Origin of the sequence: Halodesulfovibrio marinisediminis DSM 17456 (assembly GCF_900129975.1) — a bacterium.
Taxonomy (GTDB): domain Bacteria; phylum Desulfobacterota; class Desulfovibrionia; order Desulfovibrionales; family Desulfovibrionaceae; genus Halodesulfovibrio; species Halodesulfovibrio marinisediminis.
The window spans coordinates 546,867-568,581 of record NZ_FSRG01000004.1 but is presented as its reverse complement, the minus strand read 5'-3'; the positions used below and the strand labels follow the sequence as shown (position 1 = coordinate 568,581).

16 protein-coding genes and 1 tRNA gene are annotated in these 21,715 nt (G+C 40.6%); 7 read left to right on the top strand and 10 right to left on the bottom strand.

The annotated features are described in order from the left end of the window. Positions 1 to 261: 261 nt before the first annotated feature. The 3 genes from BUR09_RS07030 to BUR09_RS07020 all read left to right on the top strand — a co-directional run bounded on the left by BUR09_RS07030 (position 262) and on the right by BUR09_RS07020 (position 1,745). Entirely contained in the window at positions 262 to 1,026 is a 765-nt protein-coding gene (locus BUR09_RS07030) for a DUF4198 domain-containing protein (protein ID WP_074216234.1), read from the top strand. Position 1,027: 1 nt separating this feature from the next. After that, entirely contained in the window at positions 1,028 to 1,513 is a 486-nt protein-coding gene (locus BUR09_RS07025; protein WP_074216233.1) for a carboxypeptidase-like regulatory domain-containing protein, read from the top strand. A gap of 155 nt (positions 1,514 to 1,668) precedes the next feature. Beyond that, positions 1,669 to 1,745 (top strand) — tRNA-Pro (locus BUR09_RS07020). 1,016 nt (positions 1,746 to 2,761) lie between these two features. Here the strand turns inward: BUR09_RS07020 and BUR09_RS07010 are convergent. Both BUR09_RS07010 and BUR09_RS16820 read right to left on the bottom strand, forming a co-directional pair. After that, positions 2,762 to 4,153, bottom strand: a complete 1,392-nt coding sequence (locus BUR09_RS07010; RefSeq protein WP_074216231.1) for a tyrosine-type recombinase/integrase — start codon at positions 4,151 to 4,153, stop codon at positions 2,762 to 2,764. A 393-nt stretch (positions 4,154 to 4,546) separates the two neighbouring features. After that, positions 4,547 to 4,723 (bottom strand): hypothetical protein, encoded by a 177-nt coding sequence (locus tag BUR09_RS16820; protein ID WP_175565998.1) that lies wholly within the window; start codon positions 4,721 to 4,723, stop codon positions 4,547 to 4,549. 215 nt (positions 4,724 to 4,938) lie between these two features. Here BUR09_RS16820 and BUR09_RS07005 point away from each other — a divergent pair, with 215 nt between their 5' ends. Continuing rightward, on the top strand, positions 4,939 to 5,544 hold the full coding sequence (locus tag BUR09_RS07005) for a recombinase family protein (RefSeq protein WP_074216230.1): 606 nt from the start codon (positions 4,939 to 4,941) through the stop codon (positions 5,542 to 5,544). A 67-nt stretch (positions 5,545 to 5,611) separates the two neighbouring features. Here the strand turns inward: BUR09_RS07005 and BUR09_RS07000 are convergent, their stop codons facing one another. The 7 genes from BUR09_RS07000 to BUR09_RS06970 form a co-directional block, all read right to left on the bottom strand. Then, positions 5,612 to 6,019, bottom strand: coding sequence for a hypothetical protein (locus BUR09_RS07000; RefSeq protein ID WP_074216229.1), 408 nt, complete (start codon positions 6,017 to 6,019; stop codon positions 5,612 to 5,614). 723 nt (positions 6,020 to 6,742) lie between these two features. Next, complete coding sequence (locus tag BUR09_RS06995; RefSeq protein WP_074216228.1) at positions 6,743 to 7,813, bottom strand: replication initiation protein; 1,071 nt, start codon at positions 7,811 to 7,813, stop codon at positions 6,743 to 6,745. Between the two features lie 531 nt (positions 7,814 to 8,344). Further along, positions 8,345 to 9,295: an AAA family ATPase gene (locus BUR09_RS06990; protein WP_074216227.1), complete on the bottom strand. Its 951-nt coding sequence runs from the start codon at positions 9,293 to 9,295 to the stop codon at positions 8,345 to 8,347. A 9-nt stretch (positions 9,296 to 9,304) separates the two neighbouring features. After that, positions 9,305 to 10,099 (bottom strand): hypothetical protein, encoded by a 795-nt coding sequence (locus BUR09_RS06985; RefSeq protein WP_074216226.1) that lies wholly within the window; start codon positions 10,097 to 10,099, stop codon positions 9,305 to 9,307. 608 nt (positions 10,100 to 10,707) lie between these two features. Then, the gene (locus BUR09_RS06980; protein WP_074216225.1) at positions 10,708 to 11,601 is read right to left on the bottom strand and encodes a sensor domain-containing diguanylate cyclase; all 894 of its coding nucleotides are present in this window, start codon (positions 11,599 to 11,601) and stop codon (positions 10,708 to 10,710) included. A gap of 160 nt (positions 11,602 to 11,761) precedes the next feature. Continuing rightward, positions 11,762 to 13,762, bottom strand: coding sequence for an autotransporter domain-containing protein (locus BUR09_RS06975; protein ID WP_074216224.1), 2,001 nt, complete (start codon positions 13,760 to 13,762; stop codon positions 11,762 to 11,764). Between the two features lie 617 nt (positions 13,763 to 14,379). After that, a complete protein-coding gene (locus BUR09_RS06970) occupies positions 14,380 to 14,805 on the bottom strand; it encodes a DVU_2496 family lipoprotein (RefSeq protein WP_074216223.1) in 426 nt (141 codons plus the stop codon). Positions 14,806 to 15,048: 243 nt separating this feature from the next. On the opposite strand from BUR09_RS06970, the gene BUR09_RS06965 reads away from it, so the two are divergent. Beyond that, the gene (locus BUR09_RS06965) at positions 15,049 to 16,167 is read left to right on the top strand and encodes a Fic family protein (RefSeq protein WP_074216222.1); all 1,119 of its coding nucleotides are present in this window, start codon (positions 15,049 to 15,051) and stop codon (positions 16,165 to 16,167) included. A 509-nt stretch (positions 16,168 to 16,676) separates the two neighbouring features. On the opposite strand, the gene BUR09_RS06960 is transcribed toward BUR09_RS06965, so the two are convergent. Then, entirely contained in the window at positions 16,677 to 17,177 is a 501-nt protein-coding gene (locus BUR09_RS06960) for a MarR family winged helix-turn-helix transcriptional regulator (RefSeq protein WP_074216221.1), read from the bottom strand. Positions 17,178 to 18,312: 1,135 nt separating this feature from the next. Between BUR09_RS06960 and BUR09_RS06955 the strand changes: the two genes are divergently transcribed. Further along, positions 18,313 to 19,323 (top strand): TRAP transporter substrate-binding protein, encoded by a 1,011-nt coding sequence (locus BUR09_RS06955; RefSeq protein WP_074216220.1) that lies wholly within the window; start codon positions 18,313 to 18,315, stop codon positions 19,321 to 19,323. Between the two features lie 66 nt (positions 19,324 to 19,389). Then, the gene (locus BUR09_RS06950) at positions 19,390 to 21,252 is read left to right on the top strand and encodes a TRAP transporter large permease (protein ID WP_074216219.1); all 1,863 of its coding nucleotides are present in this window, start codon (positions 19,390 to 19,392) and stop codon (positions 21,250 to 21,252) included. The last annotated feature ends 463 nt before the right edge of the window (positions 21,253 to 21,715 follow it).

The following is a 21,715-nucleotide window of genomic DNA, read 5'->3' as shown; positions in this document are numbered from 1 at the left end:
TCTGTTACGTAGGGTACAAAATATTTTTTATCTTCAGCGCCTATTCTTTGTCATCAAAAAAGCATGCGTAAATATCTCTGAACCCCGCCGAAAGCACACTTTGCTAAGAAAAGTAACACATTTCAAAACAGCCAAAGAACGAGCACAAAGCCCTCATCCTAATAACATACCAAACATATTGCAGATATGCCTGTTGACTTCTTTCATCACGATTGCTAGCTGTATAAAAAATAAATATTCGTGCTACCAAAGGAGAACGAAATGAAGAAAAGTGTCATCTTAATGTGTTTAGTTTTACTGCTCGCAACCACTTCCTTCGCATACGCCCATGAATTCATTCTTGTGCCACAACAGTGGCAATCCTACCATGAAGGACAAAAACTCCCGTTCAGCCTCGCTTCTTCTCACTCCTTTATGCGCAGTGAAGAACTCGAAGCAGCTGAAAGCGTTGCTGCATCGTACGATGGAAGTGATGTCACCCTGTACCCGAACAAACCGTACTTTACGTGGGATGGAAGCGTAACACTTAAATCTGATGAAGCTGCTGTTATCTCCGCCCACCGTAAAGGAGAAGTCTGGAGCAAGACAACAACCGGTTGGAAAAAAGGAGACAAATCAACATTACAAGGTGTTATTCTTACAAGAAAATATGAAAAATTTGCAAAATCCATTCTTCCTGTAGATGGCAACACTGCAAAATTTGACCGCACCGTCGGCCACCTGCTAGAAATTGTTCCTGTGGATAACCCACTTACAGCATGTGTTGGCGATGATATCCGCGTGAAAGTCCTGTTCGACGGCAAGCCTGTAGCACCAGAAAATGTATTCGCCACCTACAAAGGCTTTACAGACACAGAAAACACCTATGCTTACACCACAGAGCCGTACGGTGATGGCATTGCAAAAATTCATATCTCCAACTCTGGTCTTTGGATGGTTCGAGTTCAGCACGTTGCAGAGGGTAACGGCGACAAATATGAAAGCCATATTATTCGAGCTACATTAACCTTCCCTATTGCGAAATAGCATGCCTAGATCTTTGTTCTTATTTGCGCTCACCATCATAGGCATATGCGCATTTGCTACTAAATCTGCTTTTGCTCACGGTGTAACTGCCAACAGTATCTCAAGCAATACAGCCGTAGTACAGTTCGGCTACGCTGGGGGCGACCCTATGTCGTATGCAGAAGTGTTTGTCTTTTCGCCAGAAGCAAAAGAAGGGGATGCCGAGTTTCAAAACGGCCGAACCGATGCAAAAGGCAATTTTGCCTTTGTACCAAGTATTCCCGGAACATGGCGCATCACTGCTTCAGATATGGGACATAAAGCTGAAATGCAAGTCAACGTTACCGAGGAAGGTATTATGCAAGCTCAAGCCCCCACAGGGCTTTCATCCCAGCCCCTGCGCATAGCGCTTGGCATAAGCCTTATCCTCAACTTACTTGCTGCCTGCCTGCTGTTGAAACGTTCATCACGTAACAAAATGTCCTGTCAGCCTCCATGCGAACAATAAAAAAAGATCACGGGCAAAACATTTGCCCGTGACCTCAACAAGGCTACCTTCAAACTAGAAACTTCGGTATCAGACTAACGCAGATTAGAATTCCCCCTGCAATCACAGAACATTATTGACGCCCTCATATCCTCGCGATACCTTATCCCTCACATCGGGATGTAGCGCAGCTTGGTAGCGCACTTGAATGGGGTTCAAGATGTCGGGTGTTCAACTCACCTCATCCCGACCAGAAAAAACACTATGAAATAATTACTTTTTTTGGGATGAATCTAGTCAGATTCTTCCCTTTTTTTTTGTATGGTGAACCTTCCGGTGAACTTTTTTGGTTCACCACTCCCCCATCCTTCCCAAATACATGCCCCACATAAAAATTATCATAATTTTTTTCTCCATCTTATGAGATAGTTAGAAACATAACTTCTCCATGAAGTACTGCAACGGAAGAAAGAGCCAGGGGTTTTACACCCCGTTTCACTCCTGGTCTCTTTCCTCTGGCAAAGCTCCATTGAAATAGGATCTTAGACCACATAAAACTCACTAAACCATACTTCATACCTATCTCTTGAAGGGATGTGATAGGAGGGGGGAGGAAAAAGGAATCGTCACACATCACTCTCTCTCCTCCTATCAACTTCACATATCGAAAAACAATTACCCACATTTCAAACCTTAAGAGATACAACAGAGCTTTCAATAGAAGATAAGTGAAGACTGATTTATTTGAAACACACTCGACTCTCCGTCCTCTTCTTTCCACATAAAACGCATTTAAAAAATCATATTAGCGATATCATATTTTGAAGATACTAGACGCCTGTTAGGAACTCCAACCAGATATAAACCATTAACTTGTCTTAGTGATTGTGGGAAGATTTCATGCTCTTCAAAATCTTCCCACTTTCTTTTTTGCAATACACACCTCGCAACACGATGGATATTAATACTTTTTTATGATACACATACCCTACATGCACCTTTAACAGATACACGTCCTAGTGAGCGAGGAAGGGTGTGTTTGCTCTACGTCCCGAATCCTAATACATTCTTCCTCCTCCCCCCGCTTACAAAAATGGCAGTCAACTAGCACAACAAGTAGGATGTCCGTCCGATCTTCCTACTATATTGCCTAACGGGGAGAGGGAGTTCCTCTGACTCTAAAAAGTCCCTCTCCCCATGCAACGCGCCATAAAAAAACCAGTCCACCTTACGATGGACTGGCTCTTCATTTTCTATACGTCGGAAAAACTATCCCAATGAGGGAAGCAGCGACACTGCGCGACGCATACCTGCCTTATTAGCATGGTAGTAGTTCTTAAGTGTCTGTGCAGTGGTAGCATGGCCAAGCACTTCACTAACACAAGCAAGGTCAGCACCTTCATTAAGCATGCGAGTAGCGGATAAGTGTCTAATTTCATATGGAACCACGTTACGAGTAATACCTGCACGGATACACGCATTGCGGAAACCTTTGGTTATACGCTTCATCGGCTTATTCCTATACTCCACGATATACTCTGAAGGTTCTTCTTGATACTTCTCCTTGAGTTTCTGTAAAAAACTAGGTTCAACAGGTACTAGACGGTAAGTATCTGTCTTAGGAGCGTATACACGAATTTCTAAACTATCCCAGAGTACGTGCTCCCACTTCAAAGCAAGTAATTCAGACTTACCAGTGCGAACACCCAAATTATATGCAACCTCAATTGCCCAAGAAATATGCGGAGCAGCATGATCTTGAATGCGTTTCAACTCTTCAACCGTGAGTGTTGCCTGACGAGCAGCTTCTTTACCCTTTGACCAATCTGCAAGTGGATTACGGTCAATGAGACCAATTTTCACACCGTGGTTGAAAACAATCTTCAAATACGAAAGGTAACGTTTTTTAGAAGACACGGAGAGTTTTTTCTTTGCTCTATACTCTCTAGCAATCAAGTTAACGAGGTAAGTACGATCCAATGCAGCAGCTGGTTTCGCATTTAACGGCTTCTTAAGGTACTTTTCATAAATATGCACCAACGACTGAAGCCATTCAGGATAGTATGCGTTCTGACCCACACAGTTCTTCTGCACCAAACCATTCGATTCAGCTTTCACGTCAACAACGAAGTCTCCGTCATCAGCCAACTCGTCATACTTGTTGCTGTTAATGTAATCATCCGCCTTCTTTTCGAGATAACGTCTAAAAATATCGTCAAAACGCACCTGTCCATCACTTTCTACACTGCGATGAACTGCACCCTTTTTCTTCATCTCTTTGATGTAGATGTCATATGCATGAGCTTTTCTTTCCGCGTCAGAACCTTTCCCAAAGTTTTCAGACTTCTGACAATTCAGCTCATCACGGTACTTCACTTCAAAACTACCGTTAGAACGTTGGTGGACACTCATATCACCCTCCATTGGTTCAACATTTTGGAAATTAATTGAACCTTTGGATTTAAAGCAGTTGGGGGATTGCATCCACGTGTTGAGATCAATCTGACAAAAACGATCCTTAAGAGGACCATAAAGCGGAATTTGGTATTCAGCAGCGAGTTGACGAAAGCGATCGTGGGAGTAACCGCAATATGTTGCAGCTTCTACACCATTGAGGAAAGGACCAGTAACAAAAGAAGAGGTAGAGGAAGGAGTACTCACTGTATTATCCTTGAGGACTAAATATTCCAATCAAAGTAGAATAATAGCCACATCAGCCACCGTGACTGACGGGAGAATTAATCAGCACCTTCAAGAATTGATACAACCAAGAGATGCGCTCAAAATAATACAGATAAATAGACGATGAGGAGCGTATGCGTTGGGTTTCATACACGGCGTTCCCGAAAGAACAACCTCATCAATGAGGTATAAATAATACTTAAGTAGTCAGTTTATAAGACACCCAACATCCATAGTTAGCGACAAAGCTCGTTAGCAGCCAGAATCCTTTGCTATATTAAACAAATTACGACCAGCTCTTTTTTAACTTGCCGAATCGTAAAGCAGTCGTCAACAAAAAACCCGACCTTCCGATCGGATTCTTCAAATTTCCTACCTACGCAACACTGCAAGTGCATACGCAGATGCACCCGCAGCAGCAGATGCAACAACCTTTGACCGCACCGCCCACATCAGTACTGGTGATGTTACTGCTAACGCAGGTGTTCCCGATACCAAAGTAGCTACCGTTACAGTCTGGCCTAGTAGTTTTAGAGCTCGTCCAAGCATTACAACCTCCATTAATGTTATTTGTATGTATAATTTCTATATTAACGAGCTAATTTTATGCATTACAGAACTCTTTCAATGTACTTTTGTACAAAAAAACGAACGTTTTTTCTTGATGCATATTTAAAAAAATATCCGTGCCTTATTTTTACAATTATTTGAAAAAATATTCAATTTTGACGATTTCTTTTTAATCCGCAAAAAATGAGGACAAAATGAATAAGACTATTGCATATATCAGGGTATCAACTGCAAAACAGGACATGGACACTCAAGAATTCGAAATACTCAGATATAGTCAGCGCAACAAAATTCAAATTGACACTTGGATTAAATTAAAAATTTCATCTCGCAAGTCATTATATGATAGAGGTATAGAGAATATTTTAGAAACACTTTCTAAAGGTGACACACTAATCACATCAGAAATTTCAAGAATAGGTAGATCACTCTCACAGGTAGTGTATATAATTGATAAACTTATTAACAAAGGTGTTAACTTCATTGCAATTAAACAGAATATGCATCTAACTTCAGAAAATAACATGACGTCTAAGATTCAGATAGGTCTCTTCGCATTAATGTCGGAATTAGAGAGAGATTTACTATCAGAAAGAACAAAAGTTGGTGTGCAACGTGCAAGAGAATCAGGTAAAGTTTTAGGGAAGCCACGTAATTGCCGTCACAGTAAATTAGATAGCGAAATAGAAAAAATACAGTCTCTTCTCGAAAAAAACGTATCTAAGTCTTCAATAGCAAAGATGCTTGATGTTACTCCGCAAGCAATGCATTACTTTATTAAAACAAGAAAGTTATGCTAATATTTATATCTACTTATATTCAAATAAATTTAAAAGCCGCACCAATTATGGAAGCGGCTTTTTTAATCTACTTTTTAGCAGACTCTATTGTATCTTTCTTTTCAGGTTCTTTATTTGAACTAATTTTAGTTAATGTAATACGTTCACTCGTGACTTCAAGGTTGAATTTATCTCCATGTGAAAAATTTCCATCAGATAAATTTTTCGATGAAATTTTTAGTTCACCCTTGAAGTTAATCATCGGGAGTCGTTGAGCACGTTCACTATAGAGACCTTTCACCTCTATGAACTTTTGTTCCTCATTAATTAATCTCAAAACGTGTTGTCTTAAAGATTGTTTCGACACAATTCCCAATTCTTCTTGAATTTCATCTGCATCTGCACCAGAATCTATAAGTTCTTTCAATCGCTTAGGGTTAAATTTACTTTCAAAATTCTTGCTTGTAGTATTTGTAACATCAGTTTTCTTCGACATAACATTCCTCCATCATAGAAATTTTATTACCATATATATTTCTATATAAGATGGGGATTTCTTACAGAAACGACGAAAAACACACTCCCCCCATGGGATTAGAATGGGATTTTTTCTCCCATATATCCCTCCTCCTGCAAATTTTAGGGTTTTAAACAGAATCCATCATAAAACCCGACTTCGGGCAGGAAATCGAAAATATGGGAGACTTTTTTATTTTGGGAACTGGATTTACTTTTAAAATCGTTCAGTATCATGGTGTTTCTACACAAAATGACATTACTTCTCGTACAGAACTCCAAGAATAGACTCCCTTACCACTACAATAGGAATAACTTTTATTGTAACTTATCTTTAGAAAATAGCGTTCAAGGTAAATTGCAGTAAGCAGGTGCGCTACGGATAATGCAAAAAGTGTTGTTAATTCTCCTTTTAGCATATCCCGTTGAATAACATATGGTATTTTTTACACACTTTACTTTGCTACCATATGTTTTCAATGATGAACCTTTTGTTACTACATCTGGTTCCAATAAAAAAAGGAGAGCAATTAAGCTCTCCTTATTCTTTAACGAAATGAAAAATAGAAATCTTATAGTACAAAAGATTTCTTTTCTGATTCAAGGCCAAATGGTACATCAAGATATTTGGCTAAAAAACTTTTTTACTTTTTTAAAAACAATTATTCCAATCTATTTTATATTAATACTTTTATTATTATATTTAATTAGAATTGATATAACTTTTATATAGATACTTATAGTTGTTTAGATTTCTAACACTAACACCTGAAAGAGTAGAAATAGCTTTTTTAGTAATTGGCATTTGTTCTGAACACAGTGAATCAATAGCATTAATAATTTTTTGTTCCGTGTTCATTTTGCGCGTTTGATGCGTATACGCAGCACCACGTGCTTGACGACACATTGTTGCTATCTCTTTGACGTCTTCCGGCAAACTCTTGTCTATTTTCGGAAGCTTCATAACACCATGGTTCTTTGCGCGTTGTTTAAAACCAGTGTCATATTTATGCTGATGCACCCAACGTATAATACCACGTGCTACACCTTGCACTTCGGAACGTGGCAACGGACCTCTATCAGGCCAATTTACTGGAATAGTCTGCTCATTATATGCATGCGCTTCTTCTTCAACTCGCGCATCAAACAGGTCTGAATCTAGCTTGAAAACCAACTGGTATGCTTTCTTTCTAATCACATAAAACAATTCATCATTTCTACCAGCAAAGTCTACGTCTTCATCACGCATAAAATATCCACATGTAGATTCTTCAGGAGAATACTCCGCTAGTTCCTCAAGAGAGTACTGCTTATCACGCCATATTACTATCCAGTTGGATGAAAACGGGTTCTTAATACTTGCGGAGGTGTAGCCAAAATCACCATCAAGCACCTTTGTAAAACCCTTTTGTATTGCTTTAAACCACTTCACTGGTTTTCCACGAACATTATTGTTGTTCATCCTACACGCTTTCAGTACTGGCACTTTCAATTCCCAAAAGACATTCGCATGACCTGTTTCTGGATTAATCAATATTAATGTCGGTTCCGGCAAATTCACTTCTTCCCAACGAGTTGCCGCTCCTTGATAATCCAGATCAACACCTAGATAAGCATGTTCGCGACGAGATAATTGGACATAGTTACCTCGTTGCAGTGCTTCTACCTTATCACCATAACGATCGAGCTGTTTTCCGACTCCGTAATAAAGACGCTCCTCAAGGTGTTCGATAAATCGCTCCTTAGGAGGAGAACACATGGTTACATTATGCATACTCCACTACTCCTGTTAAAAGGTTAATAAAAAAGGAAAGGTAACAACACCTTTCCCTACTGACTACGACGAAAAAGAACTCAACAAGAGTCTTCACCAATCTGCAAAACCCGCATACTTTCCGACGAAAATCTCTACAGGTTTCCGTTGCAAACATTATTTGTTTCTAAAAAGAGAAAATATTAAACAATCGCAGATTGCTTTCTAGGTATAAGAGCACCTCCTCATTTCTGAGACGCAGCACCTTGATTCGCCCCATCTTGCTTCCAAACAAAAAAAGGAAGTCCTACCTTCCTTACTACTAAAAGCACTCTGCATTTCCCATAAAAAAAAAGAGGAGATCACTCTCCTCTTTTCATCAACATGAATCGTATCGCTATTGCGACCAATCTGAATATGTAGTGAATAATGCTAATCACAGCATGCAAGAAATATTCACTTTTTATTCACCAAAAAGAACATTAACACTCTGTTTTAGTTACAAAAACACCACGAACTATTCATCATGCACAACAATAACGTTTTTTGAAGTTACTCATCGGCAAGCAAATCTTCAACCTTACCTTCTATCTGTGTTTTTCCTTTTTCAGTCAACACATAATGGCGATTTTTAAGTTCAAGAAGACCAGTTTGCAATGCTTTGTTGAAACGTCTGGAAACAGTACTTTGTCCGATACCCAACTCACGTGCTATCTGGATCTGAGTCATTCCCTCAGATGCCAAAAACGCAACTCTCTCTACAGCAGCATCGTTCCGATCAACATATGCTACCTTGAGAGAACCATCTTCGCCCTCTTTCAGTTCTGCGAAAAATGTACGACGCTTTGCAGCAGGCAAGCTACGTGATTTCTTGAAATCAATCTTTAATAACAACGAACCGCCCTGTACAACATCGGATAACTTCAAATTCAGGTCAATCAGTTCGTTATGCAATTTCATACCGCCATTGCTACCAACGACAATGGTAATTCCTTTCTGCTTCAATGACAGAAACCACTTATTAATGCTTTCTGCGTTTGCTTTATACTTTGGGAATAATGACTCCAAAGAATCAATCACTAACAGACGGTACTCATTATCTGCTTCAAAACCATCAAGCAAAACATCCCGATAATCTGGTTCACTGAGGTCGAAAAAAACTTTCTGCAACTTAAGAATCTCGTTAGTCACGAGAACTTTTACTCGGTTCAAGTCAGGAGTATCAATCAACTTGGCAAAGCGGGAAGTTACTTCTTCCAGTTCCATACCCGCATTCACATACACGGATTTAACAGCGGTATCTGTATCAAAGTGTTCTGCGAATCGACGCCCACTTGCAGCAGCACCAGCCAATTCCATTAACAACCATGACATACCTGCTCCGGGTGCAGCATCTACAACCGCTAACTGACCTTGCTTCAACAGATTAGAAAAGAACCAGTTCGGAGATGACTGACAGGAAACAGAACATGTAGGGAAAGAATCAAAAGACAAACGATTCATACTGGTCTCCTATAACTGAACGGGGCGAACGTATTCATACACATCTATATCAACTAAAGGCGTAAAACATATCTGCGAGTGCAACACATACGCCCCATCGACATTAGCTAAACGTACATCATAGTCCTTACCGACAATCGGTAAGAAGTGATAACTCTTCAACAACATGTCAGGTGTTGCTTGCTCTATGGAGTCTGGGACATCATCCAACGAATAACGACGTCCATCTTCCATACGTAGACCTTGAATACGATCTCCGACGACTTCCAGCAGAACGAAATCTTCCTTATGGACCAACTTATTAAGGTCTCTAAAATCTTTTGCCGTTATCTTCTGAGACGCTGTAAAATAACTCGATTCTGCGATATTTAAACTGAATGGTTCGGTCTCGGAGGTGCGACCAGCAATAGGAAAGGATAGCTCTTGCGCTTCGTTCTTAAACCAAACTAATCTATTTGCTTCATCCTTAATGACATACACTTCCCCACCACCTGAAAGCAGCGAATTTAAGCGGTTATCCGTGTGGTAGAGGTTTATACTAAGACTATCCTCTACGTATACCCGATTGCCATACTTATACTGCTTTGATGCATTTTCTTTCATCAACTTAGAAATGTCTGCTGTTAAATAGCAGTTTGCACCCAACCGCTCATACATATGGTTGTTATCGATGCGAAGAACATCTTTTGAAGGGAATAAACGAAGGATCTTGACCAACATATCGAAAACTAAGATACCTAGAATGGCATTAACTTCCTGATCGGAAGTAAGAGATGGGGAATACGTTCGAACCGAAGTACTCATATCAACAACTCCTAAAAAATTTTAAATCTCGATGAGTAGCTTCACATAAGCTAACTCACCTATGACGAGACACGAGCTGCACCAATTCACTATGAATTATGGTCAACTCAAATTTGCCTCTTCCAAACTCACCGGTCTGGACAAAAATAAAATCTTTTTAGGTATGCAGTCATAACCATGCACTCCGTTTTTATGATCGATACTGGAATCTCCGCTAATATTAGTCAGAACCTGCTGTCAAGATTAATACCGCAACTTTCTAAAAAAACTGTGAGTTTCTTCCTTATTCTTACCAACTCAAGGTTTTTAACAAGAAAAAACCCGCTCTTATGCGAGTCGGGCTTCATCATTAGCAGCTTTACAAATAAGCAATTACTTACATCATTACAAACAGTTAACATCTTGACTCAATGTCCAGCTGCTTATAAAAATAATTCGTCGCGATCGACATGGCACCCTTAAAATGGAAGGAGAGCTAAAAAATCTTTGTCTACGCCGACATAATTCTAGATTACGCCACTCTCCTTCCACACCTCTTCTCGACTCATCCCATGTCCCACACCATATAAAGCACTTACCACCTCCCCCACTGTAATTTTCCAAAAATTTTAACCTTCGATACTTACCATATTTCGCCCGTTATTTTTACAGAAGTACATTTGCGTGTCAGCGCGATGCACAACAGAATCAACCTGTTCACCTTCTCGAACAACTCCCCCACCAATCGATGTTGTCACTTCAATAAGATGTCCCTCATGGTCTAACCAACTTTTTTCTACCAACATACGTAACCGTTCTGCTATCGTAGTTAACTCCTGAACTGTTGTTGATGGAACAATAACTAAAAATTCTTCTCCTCCCCAACGACATACAGTATCAACATCTCGCAATCCTGATGTAATAGAGTTGGCAACCATTTGAAGTACACTATCCCCTACAGAATGTCCCCATACGTCGTTCACATATTTAAAACGATCAATATCTACAAACAAGATTCCATATGACGTTTTTTTTGACTTATTTGAAATATTTTCAAGTGTAATTTCACCAAAGCGTCTATTACCGACCTTTGTTAACTTATCAATAAGTGCATTGTTTCGTAATTTTTCAAATTCGGAATAAAAAATGTTCTTAGTATTAACTAAGGAAAAAGTCTCAACAGCACCAACGATATCCCCTTTCTTATCCTTCAAAGGAGATGCCGTGACAGTTACAGGAACACGATGACCTTGTTTGTGATGTAAAAAAACGTCTGTTGTTGCAACACTCCCATCACGAATTGTAGCTCTAAGAGGACAACCTTTAGTACACAGTTCTCGACCTTCCGCATCAACATGACAAAGAAGATTATCTGCACATCGCTTACCTAGAACTTCAGAAAAACTATATCCTGTTATTTCTTCCGCTGCTCCACTCCAAAATAGTATTTTACGTTTTTTATCTACAACATATAGACCATCAGAAAGAGCAGTTAATACATTTTCATAAAATTCGCATTCCATCGCTTTCGTCCTTAGCATAAAGGTTAACCTACCTAGTAAAGAACCTTAACGGGTTGATAGCAAGTACATTATCCACAACCAACTGCGAAATGTACTTATAACAACTACGCGAACAGCAATAAAAAAGACCTACTGTACAACAGCAGGTCTTTTAGGACATCTAAAAATCTACGCTAAACCCTAACTGAATATATTGGTCTGGAGCTGCGTAGTACTGATTATCAAACGCAAACCCAACCGTTGCAGTCAGTTCAACACCTTCCTCTGGAAGCCAACTTAATTTAACCCCAGCATCTCCCCAGTCCTGGTCTATTTGTCCTTTTCCATAGTCAAAGGAAGTTACACCTATCAATTCACCCTTCATACTTGGTCCCTCATCTTCATAACGATGGTTCCACGCACCCCAAATTGATACGGTAAGATCTTCTTTTACTAAACACCCTGTTTCAAGACCTAACCGAGTTTTGTTTGTAACAAAATCCCGTGAATCATACTTCGCAGGGAGTGGACCTGTGTCCTCTTCATAGTTATTAATTTTGATCTCTTGGACTTCATATTGCAAGAACGGTTGAACGATAAACGTGTTCTGTAATGCAAACAACCATGCAATATGAGCGACTCCACCTAAGACATAGCCATCAGTGTCACCTTCGGATGTAGTTGTTCCAGTACCATTGCTGTATGCTCGATCTAATGACAAATCGACATAGTTATACATAGCACCAAGTTTTATCTGAAGTCCCGTAGGTTCAGGCATGTAGCCAACAAAAAGACCAGGACCTACTAATGTCGAGTTCTGTCGCCCACCAAAAGATGACTCTACAGTTGTATTACCGACAAAAACACCTCCCCCAAAACTCCAACCAGAGCGCCAAAAATGAGTCATCCCCACTGCGCCATACCCATTGATATCATCTCCGGAAAACTCATAATCTGACCCAAAAGTTCCTAACCCCCAAAAACTTGTCAAAGAATCTTCTGAGTAACGTTGAGATTCAAGCAAAGAACGAAGGGTTAAGAGTGACATCCCTGAAATTCGTGGAGTAAGTGTTGAAAGGTCCTCTAACGATCTATTAACATCTTCAAAGGTTGTAAGTCCTGCAAACCCGTCATCATATTTCGCAATCCATGAAATAACTTTACCATCCGGATCCAGACCTAACCCAACAATAACAGTACCATCTTCTGAAATATCGCTAACCTGATACAAATTAAAGCCATCTAATTGAACGCCTTCCTTTTTTAAAAGACTATTCAACGATTCCATCCCTCTACTCACTGACCAACGAAACACCTCAGTACCAGATGCTACTTCTGATACTCCAACTATAATCGCACCATTTCCACTTATTGCTGAAGCTCCTGATGTTTTTCCTCCCGCTAATGTTCCCAAACCAACCATACCCTCTGACTGTGTCCACCGAAATGCTTGGTTTCCGTCATCAGTCTTCCCTGTACCAACAACCACTGAACCATCTGCGCTAACATCTGTTGCTTTAGACTCAAAAGATCCCGTAGGAAGGTCACCTAGCCCGACCATACCACTTGAGGAAGTCCACCTAAAAGCTTCAAAACCAGCATCGGATAAGCTCTCCCCAACAACAACAGAACCATCAGCATTAACTGCTAGTGCGCGTGAAAAATTAAAACCACCTGGCAATTCCCCAAGACCAACCATTCCCGATGCGGCGGTCCATCTAAAAGCTTCTTCATAACTTGAAGAGTTAGTTGAACTACCTACTACAACCTTTCCATCATCACTAATATTATATGCCGAAGAACTGGTCCCGCCAGATAAATATCCTAATCCAACCATTCCTAAGGTTGCAGTCCACCTAAATGCCTCATTACTACTTCCCGAATAAGCATCCCCTACCACTATTGTTCCATCTCCACTTACCCCACGCGCTGTTGACGAACCTCCAGAAGACAACTCACCTAAAAAAACATAGCTCCCATCTTGTCTTCGTATATAGGCTTTAGAAGAACGTCGCCCAACAATAACAGAGCCATCTCGATTCACCGCATTAGGAGCAAACTCGCTCGAAGGAAATGACACAAAGCTAGCAAATGCAATCACTTCAAAACAGCAAACCTGAACTAAAGCCATTAAAAAAACAAAGAAACCTATAACATAAACACGGTATTCCTTTAAACTCATATGTCACCCACGCATGTCGTTAAATTTCATACAGCACTAACAACATACCAAGATAACATCTAAAATTTATTATATTTTACACAAAATACACTGCCATAACCGACATAGTTAGGTCAGCATCATATGTTAAAATGCTTTCTCACGCCCTGCCGACCACAACACCTTGCAATTTTTCGACATATTCAGTACTGTGAAAACACATGGAGATGCTCTCCCTGTTGACTAAGCACCTACGCAGACAACTGCCTAAGCCAATAGTCATAGTACTGTAAGGGTAGCGGTGAACCATTCGCAGCACAGAACGGCAAATTTTAGCCAAAAAATGTTCACCACCAAAAACAACAGTCAACTAAAAACAACCAGTTACAACAAAACTACCTTTCATGGGGTTCAAGGGGTCGTGAGTTCAAATCTCGTCATCCCGACCAGAGAAATCAAGGGTTTGCAGCGATTCGCTGTAAACCCTTTTTTAGTGCGGCTGAACGTTGGCTGAACACCTGAATGTTCGTGAAAGTAGATATCTTCAATTAACACGCTGAAATACCATGACCACTAGGAGACTTACCAGTCAAGAATAAGTATTGCTGTTCACCAACAGAATAGATGGGGGAATACTTTTACTGTACACGCTTTCTTACCGAGCATGGCTTGCTTAAACGATAATCCCCTTGTTTTAACTCATAAACATCCGTTTCCCACACTGCGTTCAACTCATAAATATGCCAATTTAGCTCTGCTGGAAGAATTCCCTTTTTAAGCAATTCTTTTAAGCCTTTTTTTGCACCTGGGATGGTCTTGTACACAACTCCGCCCCCATAGCTTCCGTCTGCTTCTAAAAACGATTCTGGAAAAATAGAAGGAACACTGCCAACAGGAAGTGGCCCGAGCTTCACAGGAGCTTTTTCTTTAGCAAGTGAGATATCGTAGCTTGCGTCCCCTATAGTATAAACGTTGGAGCACATTCCGAGATTGGGCCACGCTAAAATAAGGACAAAAAGAAACAGAACAAATACGACTTCCGTAGTAATTACTTTATTTTTCATACTTTTCCTTTTTTCAATGATACGTCCATCTTCGTCAGCTACTTCAACCGACGTATTTAATCTGCTTTGTTTTTACAAAAAATATGATACAAGATGCGAAAGTAGCAACTTCAATTTTTATAATTTATTAAAAAGACTAGGAGGGGATGAATTGCCCCTAGTTTCGTAGACATTCTTGCCCTCGATTCAAATACATGTCATATTCAAATCACATTTTGATTTAAATAAGCGAGTATTCGAATCATGCTGACCTACATATGGAAATCAAAAAACTGGCCAACCTTCACATATGACGCAAACACAGTCCTGACTCCCCTTGGGCAATGCAGAAAACTGCAAGGCCAACTCCTGCAGCAATTGGCAACGCTTGATGAAAATTACTCTTTAGAAGCAGAAGCCACGTTACTTGAGGCAGAAGCATTACGTACATCTGAAATTGAAGGAGTCCAGCTTAACCCGCAATCCGTACGCTCGTCTGTAGCTCGCAAACTTGGTCTTGATGATGCTGGGGTAGGACATGTCGGTCAATATGAAGAAAATCTAGTAGACATTCTTCTAAATGCGACAACTCACAAAGAGTCCCCTCTTACAACAGATCAACTCTTTTCATGGCATGCTGCTCTATTCCCGACAGGGTATTCTGGAAGACATAAGATTCAAATTGGAGAATGGCGCTCAGATGAAGAAGGAGCTATGCAGGTTATCTCTGGAAGACCGGGAAGACAAATTATCCACTATGAAGCACCACCTGCCAAAGCATTAGAAGAAGAAATTGCTCAATTCCTAGAATGGTTCAATAGCGATGAGGCAAGCGATGGAATAATTAGAGCAGCTATCGCTCACTTTTGGTTTGTTACAATCCATCCTTTTGATGATGGCAATGGTCGCCTCGCTAGAATCATTACAGATATGGCTATGGCTCAGGATGAGAAGACTTCAAGACGTGCTTACAGTCTTTCCGCACAAATTGCTGGCAACCGCAAAGCATACTATCAAATCCTCGAAAAAACACAGAAGGGTGATGGAGACATTACAGAGTGGCTCCTCTGGTTCGTAGACTCACTTAAGCAAGCTATTCTAAAATCAAAAGAACTCATCAAAACGACGTTAGCTAAGGCTGACTTTTGGAAAACGCACTCTACTACTCCCATAAATGAAAGGCAGCGAAAGGTGCTCAACCGTCTTTTAGACGCTGGTTTTGATGGATTTGAAGGTGGGCTGACGAACAAGAAGTATACGAGCATAACAAAGGCGGCCTATGCTACCGCAACTCGTGACCTTGCCGATCTTGTTGAAAAGAAAATGCTTGTAAAAACAGCAGCTGGTAGAAGCACAAAATATGCTATCAAGTGGGGCAATTAACATCGTGTTCTCAGCATCTAACTGAACAAATTAGATCGGAAGATATCGTAAAAAGTCTATCTCCAAAACGTCTAACGCTCATAACATACTGAAATAAAAGACCATAACACAAAAGCCAACTGCATGGGGTTCAAGGGGTCGTGAGTTCAAATCTCGTCATCCCGACCTGAGAAATCAAAGGGGTTAGATCAATTTGATCTAACCCCTTTTTTAGTGCGCTTGAACACCTGTAGGTTGTGCAATCTATTTAAAGAATAAAACTTCTGATAAAAATCTCCACCCCGATCAGACGCAAAGACAAAAAAAGGTCTTACGTAACTACTGTAAGACCTTTTTGTTTAGTACTCTCAGGGATATTTACCCTTCGTAACCTGCGTGAAAGGCTGAAATGAAATTCAGCAGACACAACTTACCAAGTTACCTTCAACTATTTAAAAAACATTAAACAACGTATAAAAATAAGAGGGCATCATTAACTAAAAAAATTAAGAAACTGTAAAAACTAGGTATTATCTCGTAACATTGTTCAAATGCAGACTTAGCTCTTCAAGAATACTAATTGCGTCTTGTATTTTTTCAATACCCGCTTCGTCAGCAAAGTGTGCAAGAGCTGAATGCGATTTGGTAACAAGAACCGTGACTTCTTCCATTCCCTCAGCCGTCAACGATACAAGGCTCGACCTCTTGTCACGAGGATTAGCTACACGCTTAATAAGACCTTGGTTTTCAAGATTATTTATTATTTGAGTCATTGAGGTACGAGTAATCCCAACATGTTCTGCAACTTGACTAATTGGCACCCCATTTGGAAAACAAACATAAAGCAGACGTAATGCTTTGAAGTAATTCAAAGAAAAACCTGTCGTCTTTTCAGTAAATTGATAAATTGTATCTAAGAATTCCCCCAAAATCTGGCCGAGATTTAAAGTCATTTCTAAGTGCTCAGTGTTTATATCTGACACTTCAGAAACTTTATTCAATAAAGCTTTTTTGAATTCATTTCTTTCCATATTCTATACCTAAGACATATATTTCGCTAATTAATTTATTAGCTGAAAAATAGTCACCAAGAGACTGTTACGCTATTAACTAATATTATTAATAGCACACTTCATTACGATAATAATCTTCTATAACTCATTTTTTCTCAAAGAAAACTTTGAATTCTAGACCTGTCCCAAATGAAAAATTTGCCACAACATGGAATAGCTAATTAAATCAACACGAGCGCAATTACCTTCTTTAAGTTCATTAAAATGGTAATTACATCCAGTTAACTTAATAATGCCATAGAGAATACGATTCCTACAATAACACCTTCTTTATCACTCCTGTTTCTGGAGCAATCAATAGCATTATGGCGACGACAATAAAGTCATCAGTCAATTGCTAGAAATACGTCCACACACTGCAGGCACGATCTCAAAAGACAGCGAGTTCTTTAGTTATAATCAAATACAACTACATGTAGTATTTGACATTATAAGACAAATTCATCTTTTAATTTTTTACACCTTACAAACTGAGCTCCTTTCTTCAACTCTGTTAACTAACTCTTTATGCTTATAAAGTCCGTTTGCTTTGGGAACGCAAACGGTCAAAATTCCCTTACAGGATTTTTGCCAAATTTAGCTAAACAACTAAATGCTTATAAAAAAAGAAAATTTATCTTCATGCCAGATCTCTTTTGATAGCATTTTGTTGCAAAATCGAAACATGTTGCAACACTGCAATAGAACACTTCTATTTTTGAACACAAGTAGTTAGTGAGCTCACTCACTATTTTTCACACAAAAGCCCTCTTCAGAGATGCACCAGTGCAACATCACGTCCTAAAATTTCTTACTTATGTAAGCCTTTCATCTCTTCCGAGGATTCCTAAAAAAAAATTTACCCCTAGAGTAAATTTTTTTGACAAACCTTCCTACAAGCTACCCACAAAATTAAAATTATATATTTACAAAGCATTACAGACAAAACACTCTATGGCGTAAAACTACATCCCCCCCATAATCTCCTAAAAATTTTAGCTTACAAACATGTAGATCCTTTCTACTGGCATAAATGTTGCCCTCCTCTGAACGTTGGCTGAAACTGAATGCTGTCACTTACAGCTTCTTTAAACCAATGTTTTATGGAGGAAAAATGCGCTATTTTTTCAAAACGTTAATGCTCTTTTTTGCAGTAACCACTCTGATTATTTCTGCGACTTCTATGGATGCTCAAGCTCGGAAGATTACTCTTCGCCTTGGCCACCCAATGGCACCAGGTAACAATGTAACCCTTGGCTATGAAAAATTTAAAGAGCTCGTAGAAGAACGCTCTAACGGCAAAATTCGCGTTCAACTCTACGGAAATGCTATTCTCGGTAGTGACCGTGTAACCATGGAATCTGCACAGCGCGGCACTCTTGACCTCGCTTCCAGCTCTTCCCCGAACATGGCTAACTTCTCAAAAGCATTTATGGTGTTTGACCTTCCTTACGTAACCAGTCCTAAATATCAGGAAAAACTTTACGCAGCTCTAGATAACGGAGAGCTCGGAAAGTACCTTGCGGCTAAACTCGAGAAGATCAACCTTAAGCCCATCATGTACAGTGAATACGGCTACCGTAACTTTGTTGCTACCAAGAAAGAAATTAAATCTGTGGCAGACCTTGCTAACATGAAGGTACGTACCACTGCTTCTCCTGTAGAAGTAGCTGTTGCGTCCAAGCTTGGTATGAACCCAACTCCTATCGCATGGGGCGAAGTATACACAGCACTTCAGCAGGGCACCGTTGACGGCGAAGGTAACACCTTCTCTCTCCTCAATGATGCTAAACACACCGAAGTACTTAAGTACGCTATGGATTCTGCTCACAACTACTCAATGCATATTCTTCTTATGAACAAGAAGAAGTTCGACGGTCTTTCCCCAGAACTGCAGGAAGTAATTGTGTCCTCCGGTCGCGATGCGCTTGCTTACCAGCGTGGCATCACTGCTGAACTTGAAGCTAAAGCTGTTGAAGCTTTCAAAGCTCAAGGCATCAAAATTCATAAACTCAGCGATGCTGAGCGTACTGAATTCGTAAAACTTACCCGCCCAGTCTGGGACGAGTTTGCAAAAGATATCCCTGCGGATCTTCTCAAACTTGTTCAGGACACACAGAAGTAGTTCCGTTTAGGGGCAGGCTTCTGGGTCTGCCCCTTCCACAACAGCGGTTCTGCAGTAGGAGAAACAATGACAACTATTTCCCAGACAGCAGAAAATAAGTCCTGGCTTGCCTGGTTGGACGAAAACTTTGAGAAACCGTTTCTTTTTACGGGGATGCTTAGCATCATTCTCATTATTACTTTTCAGACTTTTTATAGATACATTGGAGCGTACTTTTCTTCCGATGCCTCAGCGGCAATCTGGACTGAAGAGCTCGCTCGTTTCATTTTTATCTGGATTTCGTACCTCGCTATTCCAGTTGCTATTAAAAACCGTAACAACATTCGCGTAGACATTGTCTATGACCGACTTCCAGCTCGTCTCCAACGTATGAGCTGGATTGTTGTAGACCTCTGCTTTCTTATTCTTGTTGCAGTTGTATTTTATATGGGGCTGAACCATCTTGAGATGCTCCTCGAGTTTCCTCAAGTAGCACCAGCCACCAATATGAGTTACTTCATCCCGTATCTCATTCTTCCTGTAGGCTTTGCCCTAATGGGTGTTCGTTTGCTTCAGGATATGTATAAGCAGGCTAAAGAATGTGGCTTGCTAGATACTTTTATCGGGTTTGCATTCACAGCAATTATCGCAGCTCCGGTACTTATTAGTGAAGATCTGAACACACTTCCTGTGCTGTTCGGGTACTTCCTCCTTTTCCTCGTAATTGGTGTACCTATTTCAATCGGTCTAGGTCTTGCTGCTACTGCTACCATTTACGCAACAGGAACTCTGCCGATTGAATACGTGGCACAGATTACATTCACATCAATCGACAGTTTCCCGATTATGGCTATCCCGTTCTTTATTGCAGCGGGTGTATTCATGGGAGCAGGTGGTCTTTCCAAACGCCTCTTGAACCTTGCGGATGAAATGCTCGGTTCACTCCACGGCGGTATGGCTCTGGCTACGATTGCGACTTGTATGTTCTTTGCAGCTATCTCCGGCTCCGGTCCTGCAACCGTAGCAGCTATTGGTTCTTTAACTATTCCGGCGATGGTTGAACGTGGCTACGACAAGCTTTTTGCAGCTGCTATTGTAGCCGCTTCTGGTGCTATTGGCGTAATGATTCCGCCGTCCAACCCGTTTGTAGTATATGGCGTATCTGCTCAGGTATCCATCGGTAAGCTCTTCATGGGTGGTATTGTTCCTGGTGTTCTCACCGGTCTTGCCCTCATGGTATATGCATACATCTACTCCAAAAAACGTGGCTGGAAAGGTGAAGCACGAGAACGTAATGCATCTACCTTTATGCGTGCGTTCTGGGATGCTAAGTGGGCACTCATGGTTCCTGTAATTATCCTCGGCGGTATTTACGGCGGCATCATGACCCCTACCGAAGCAGCAGCGCTTGCAGCGTTTTACGGTCTTGTTGTTGGTGTGTTCGTGTACCGCGAGCTTAACCTCAGCAACTTAGTACCAAGCTTCATGGAAGCTTGTTCCACCTCTGCGATCGTAATCGTGCTCATGGCGATGGCTACCATTTTTGGTAACATCATGACGATTGAACAGGTACCAACCACAATCGCGAATGCGATGATGAGCCTCACCAGCAACAAGCTGATGATTCTGTTCCTCATCAACATTCTTCTTCTGATTGTTGGTACATTTATGGAAGCTCTTGCTGCTATCGTTATCCTTACCCCAATCCTTCTCCCTATCGTGATGAAGGTTGGCGTGGATCCTGTCCACTTCGGTATCGTAATGGTAGTCAACCTCGCTGTTGGTTTTGTAACCCCGCCTGTAGGTGTAAACCTCTTCGTAGCAAGTGGTGTTGCGAATGCCAAAATCGAAAAGCTTTCCAAAGTGGCTATGCCGCTAGTAGGTCTGATGATCGCAGTTCTGCTTCTCATTACTTACATCCCAGCAATTCCACTTCTTTTCGTTAACTAGCAAACCGTAAAAATAAACGCCCTGCATAAAATAATGCAGGGCGTTTTTCATTTCTTCTGTCACATCTCCCACTCCCCTGTCTGAACGTAGAAGTTGAGATAACCATATGAATAGATAAAGTATGATGCTGACATCAAGATAAGTGAGTATTGCTGATGGGATTGAGGTACTGGGAGTGGCTGATATTGTTGGTAGGCTTTCGCTACGATAGGAAGACGCCCAAAGGTTACCCTTTCTAGCAGCTAGAACGTTACCATCTTGCCGCATTACTTTTAAAATCCGATAAAAATATTTTACCGATCAATGCTAACCACCTGTCAACTTGACGGAGAAGCTTGCGATGTCACGGGAATATCCGGAATAAAAAAATGCTGTGAATGGGGCGTAACTAGTTGCACATTACCCTTGGTTTTTAAGCGTGACATTCAAGCTGGGGAACCATATTGCAATGCACTGAAATCAA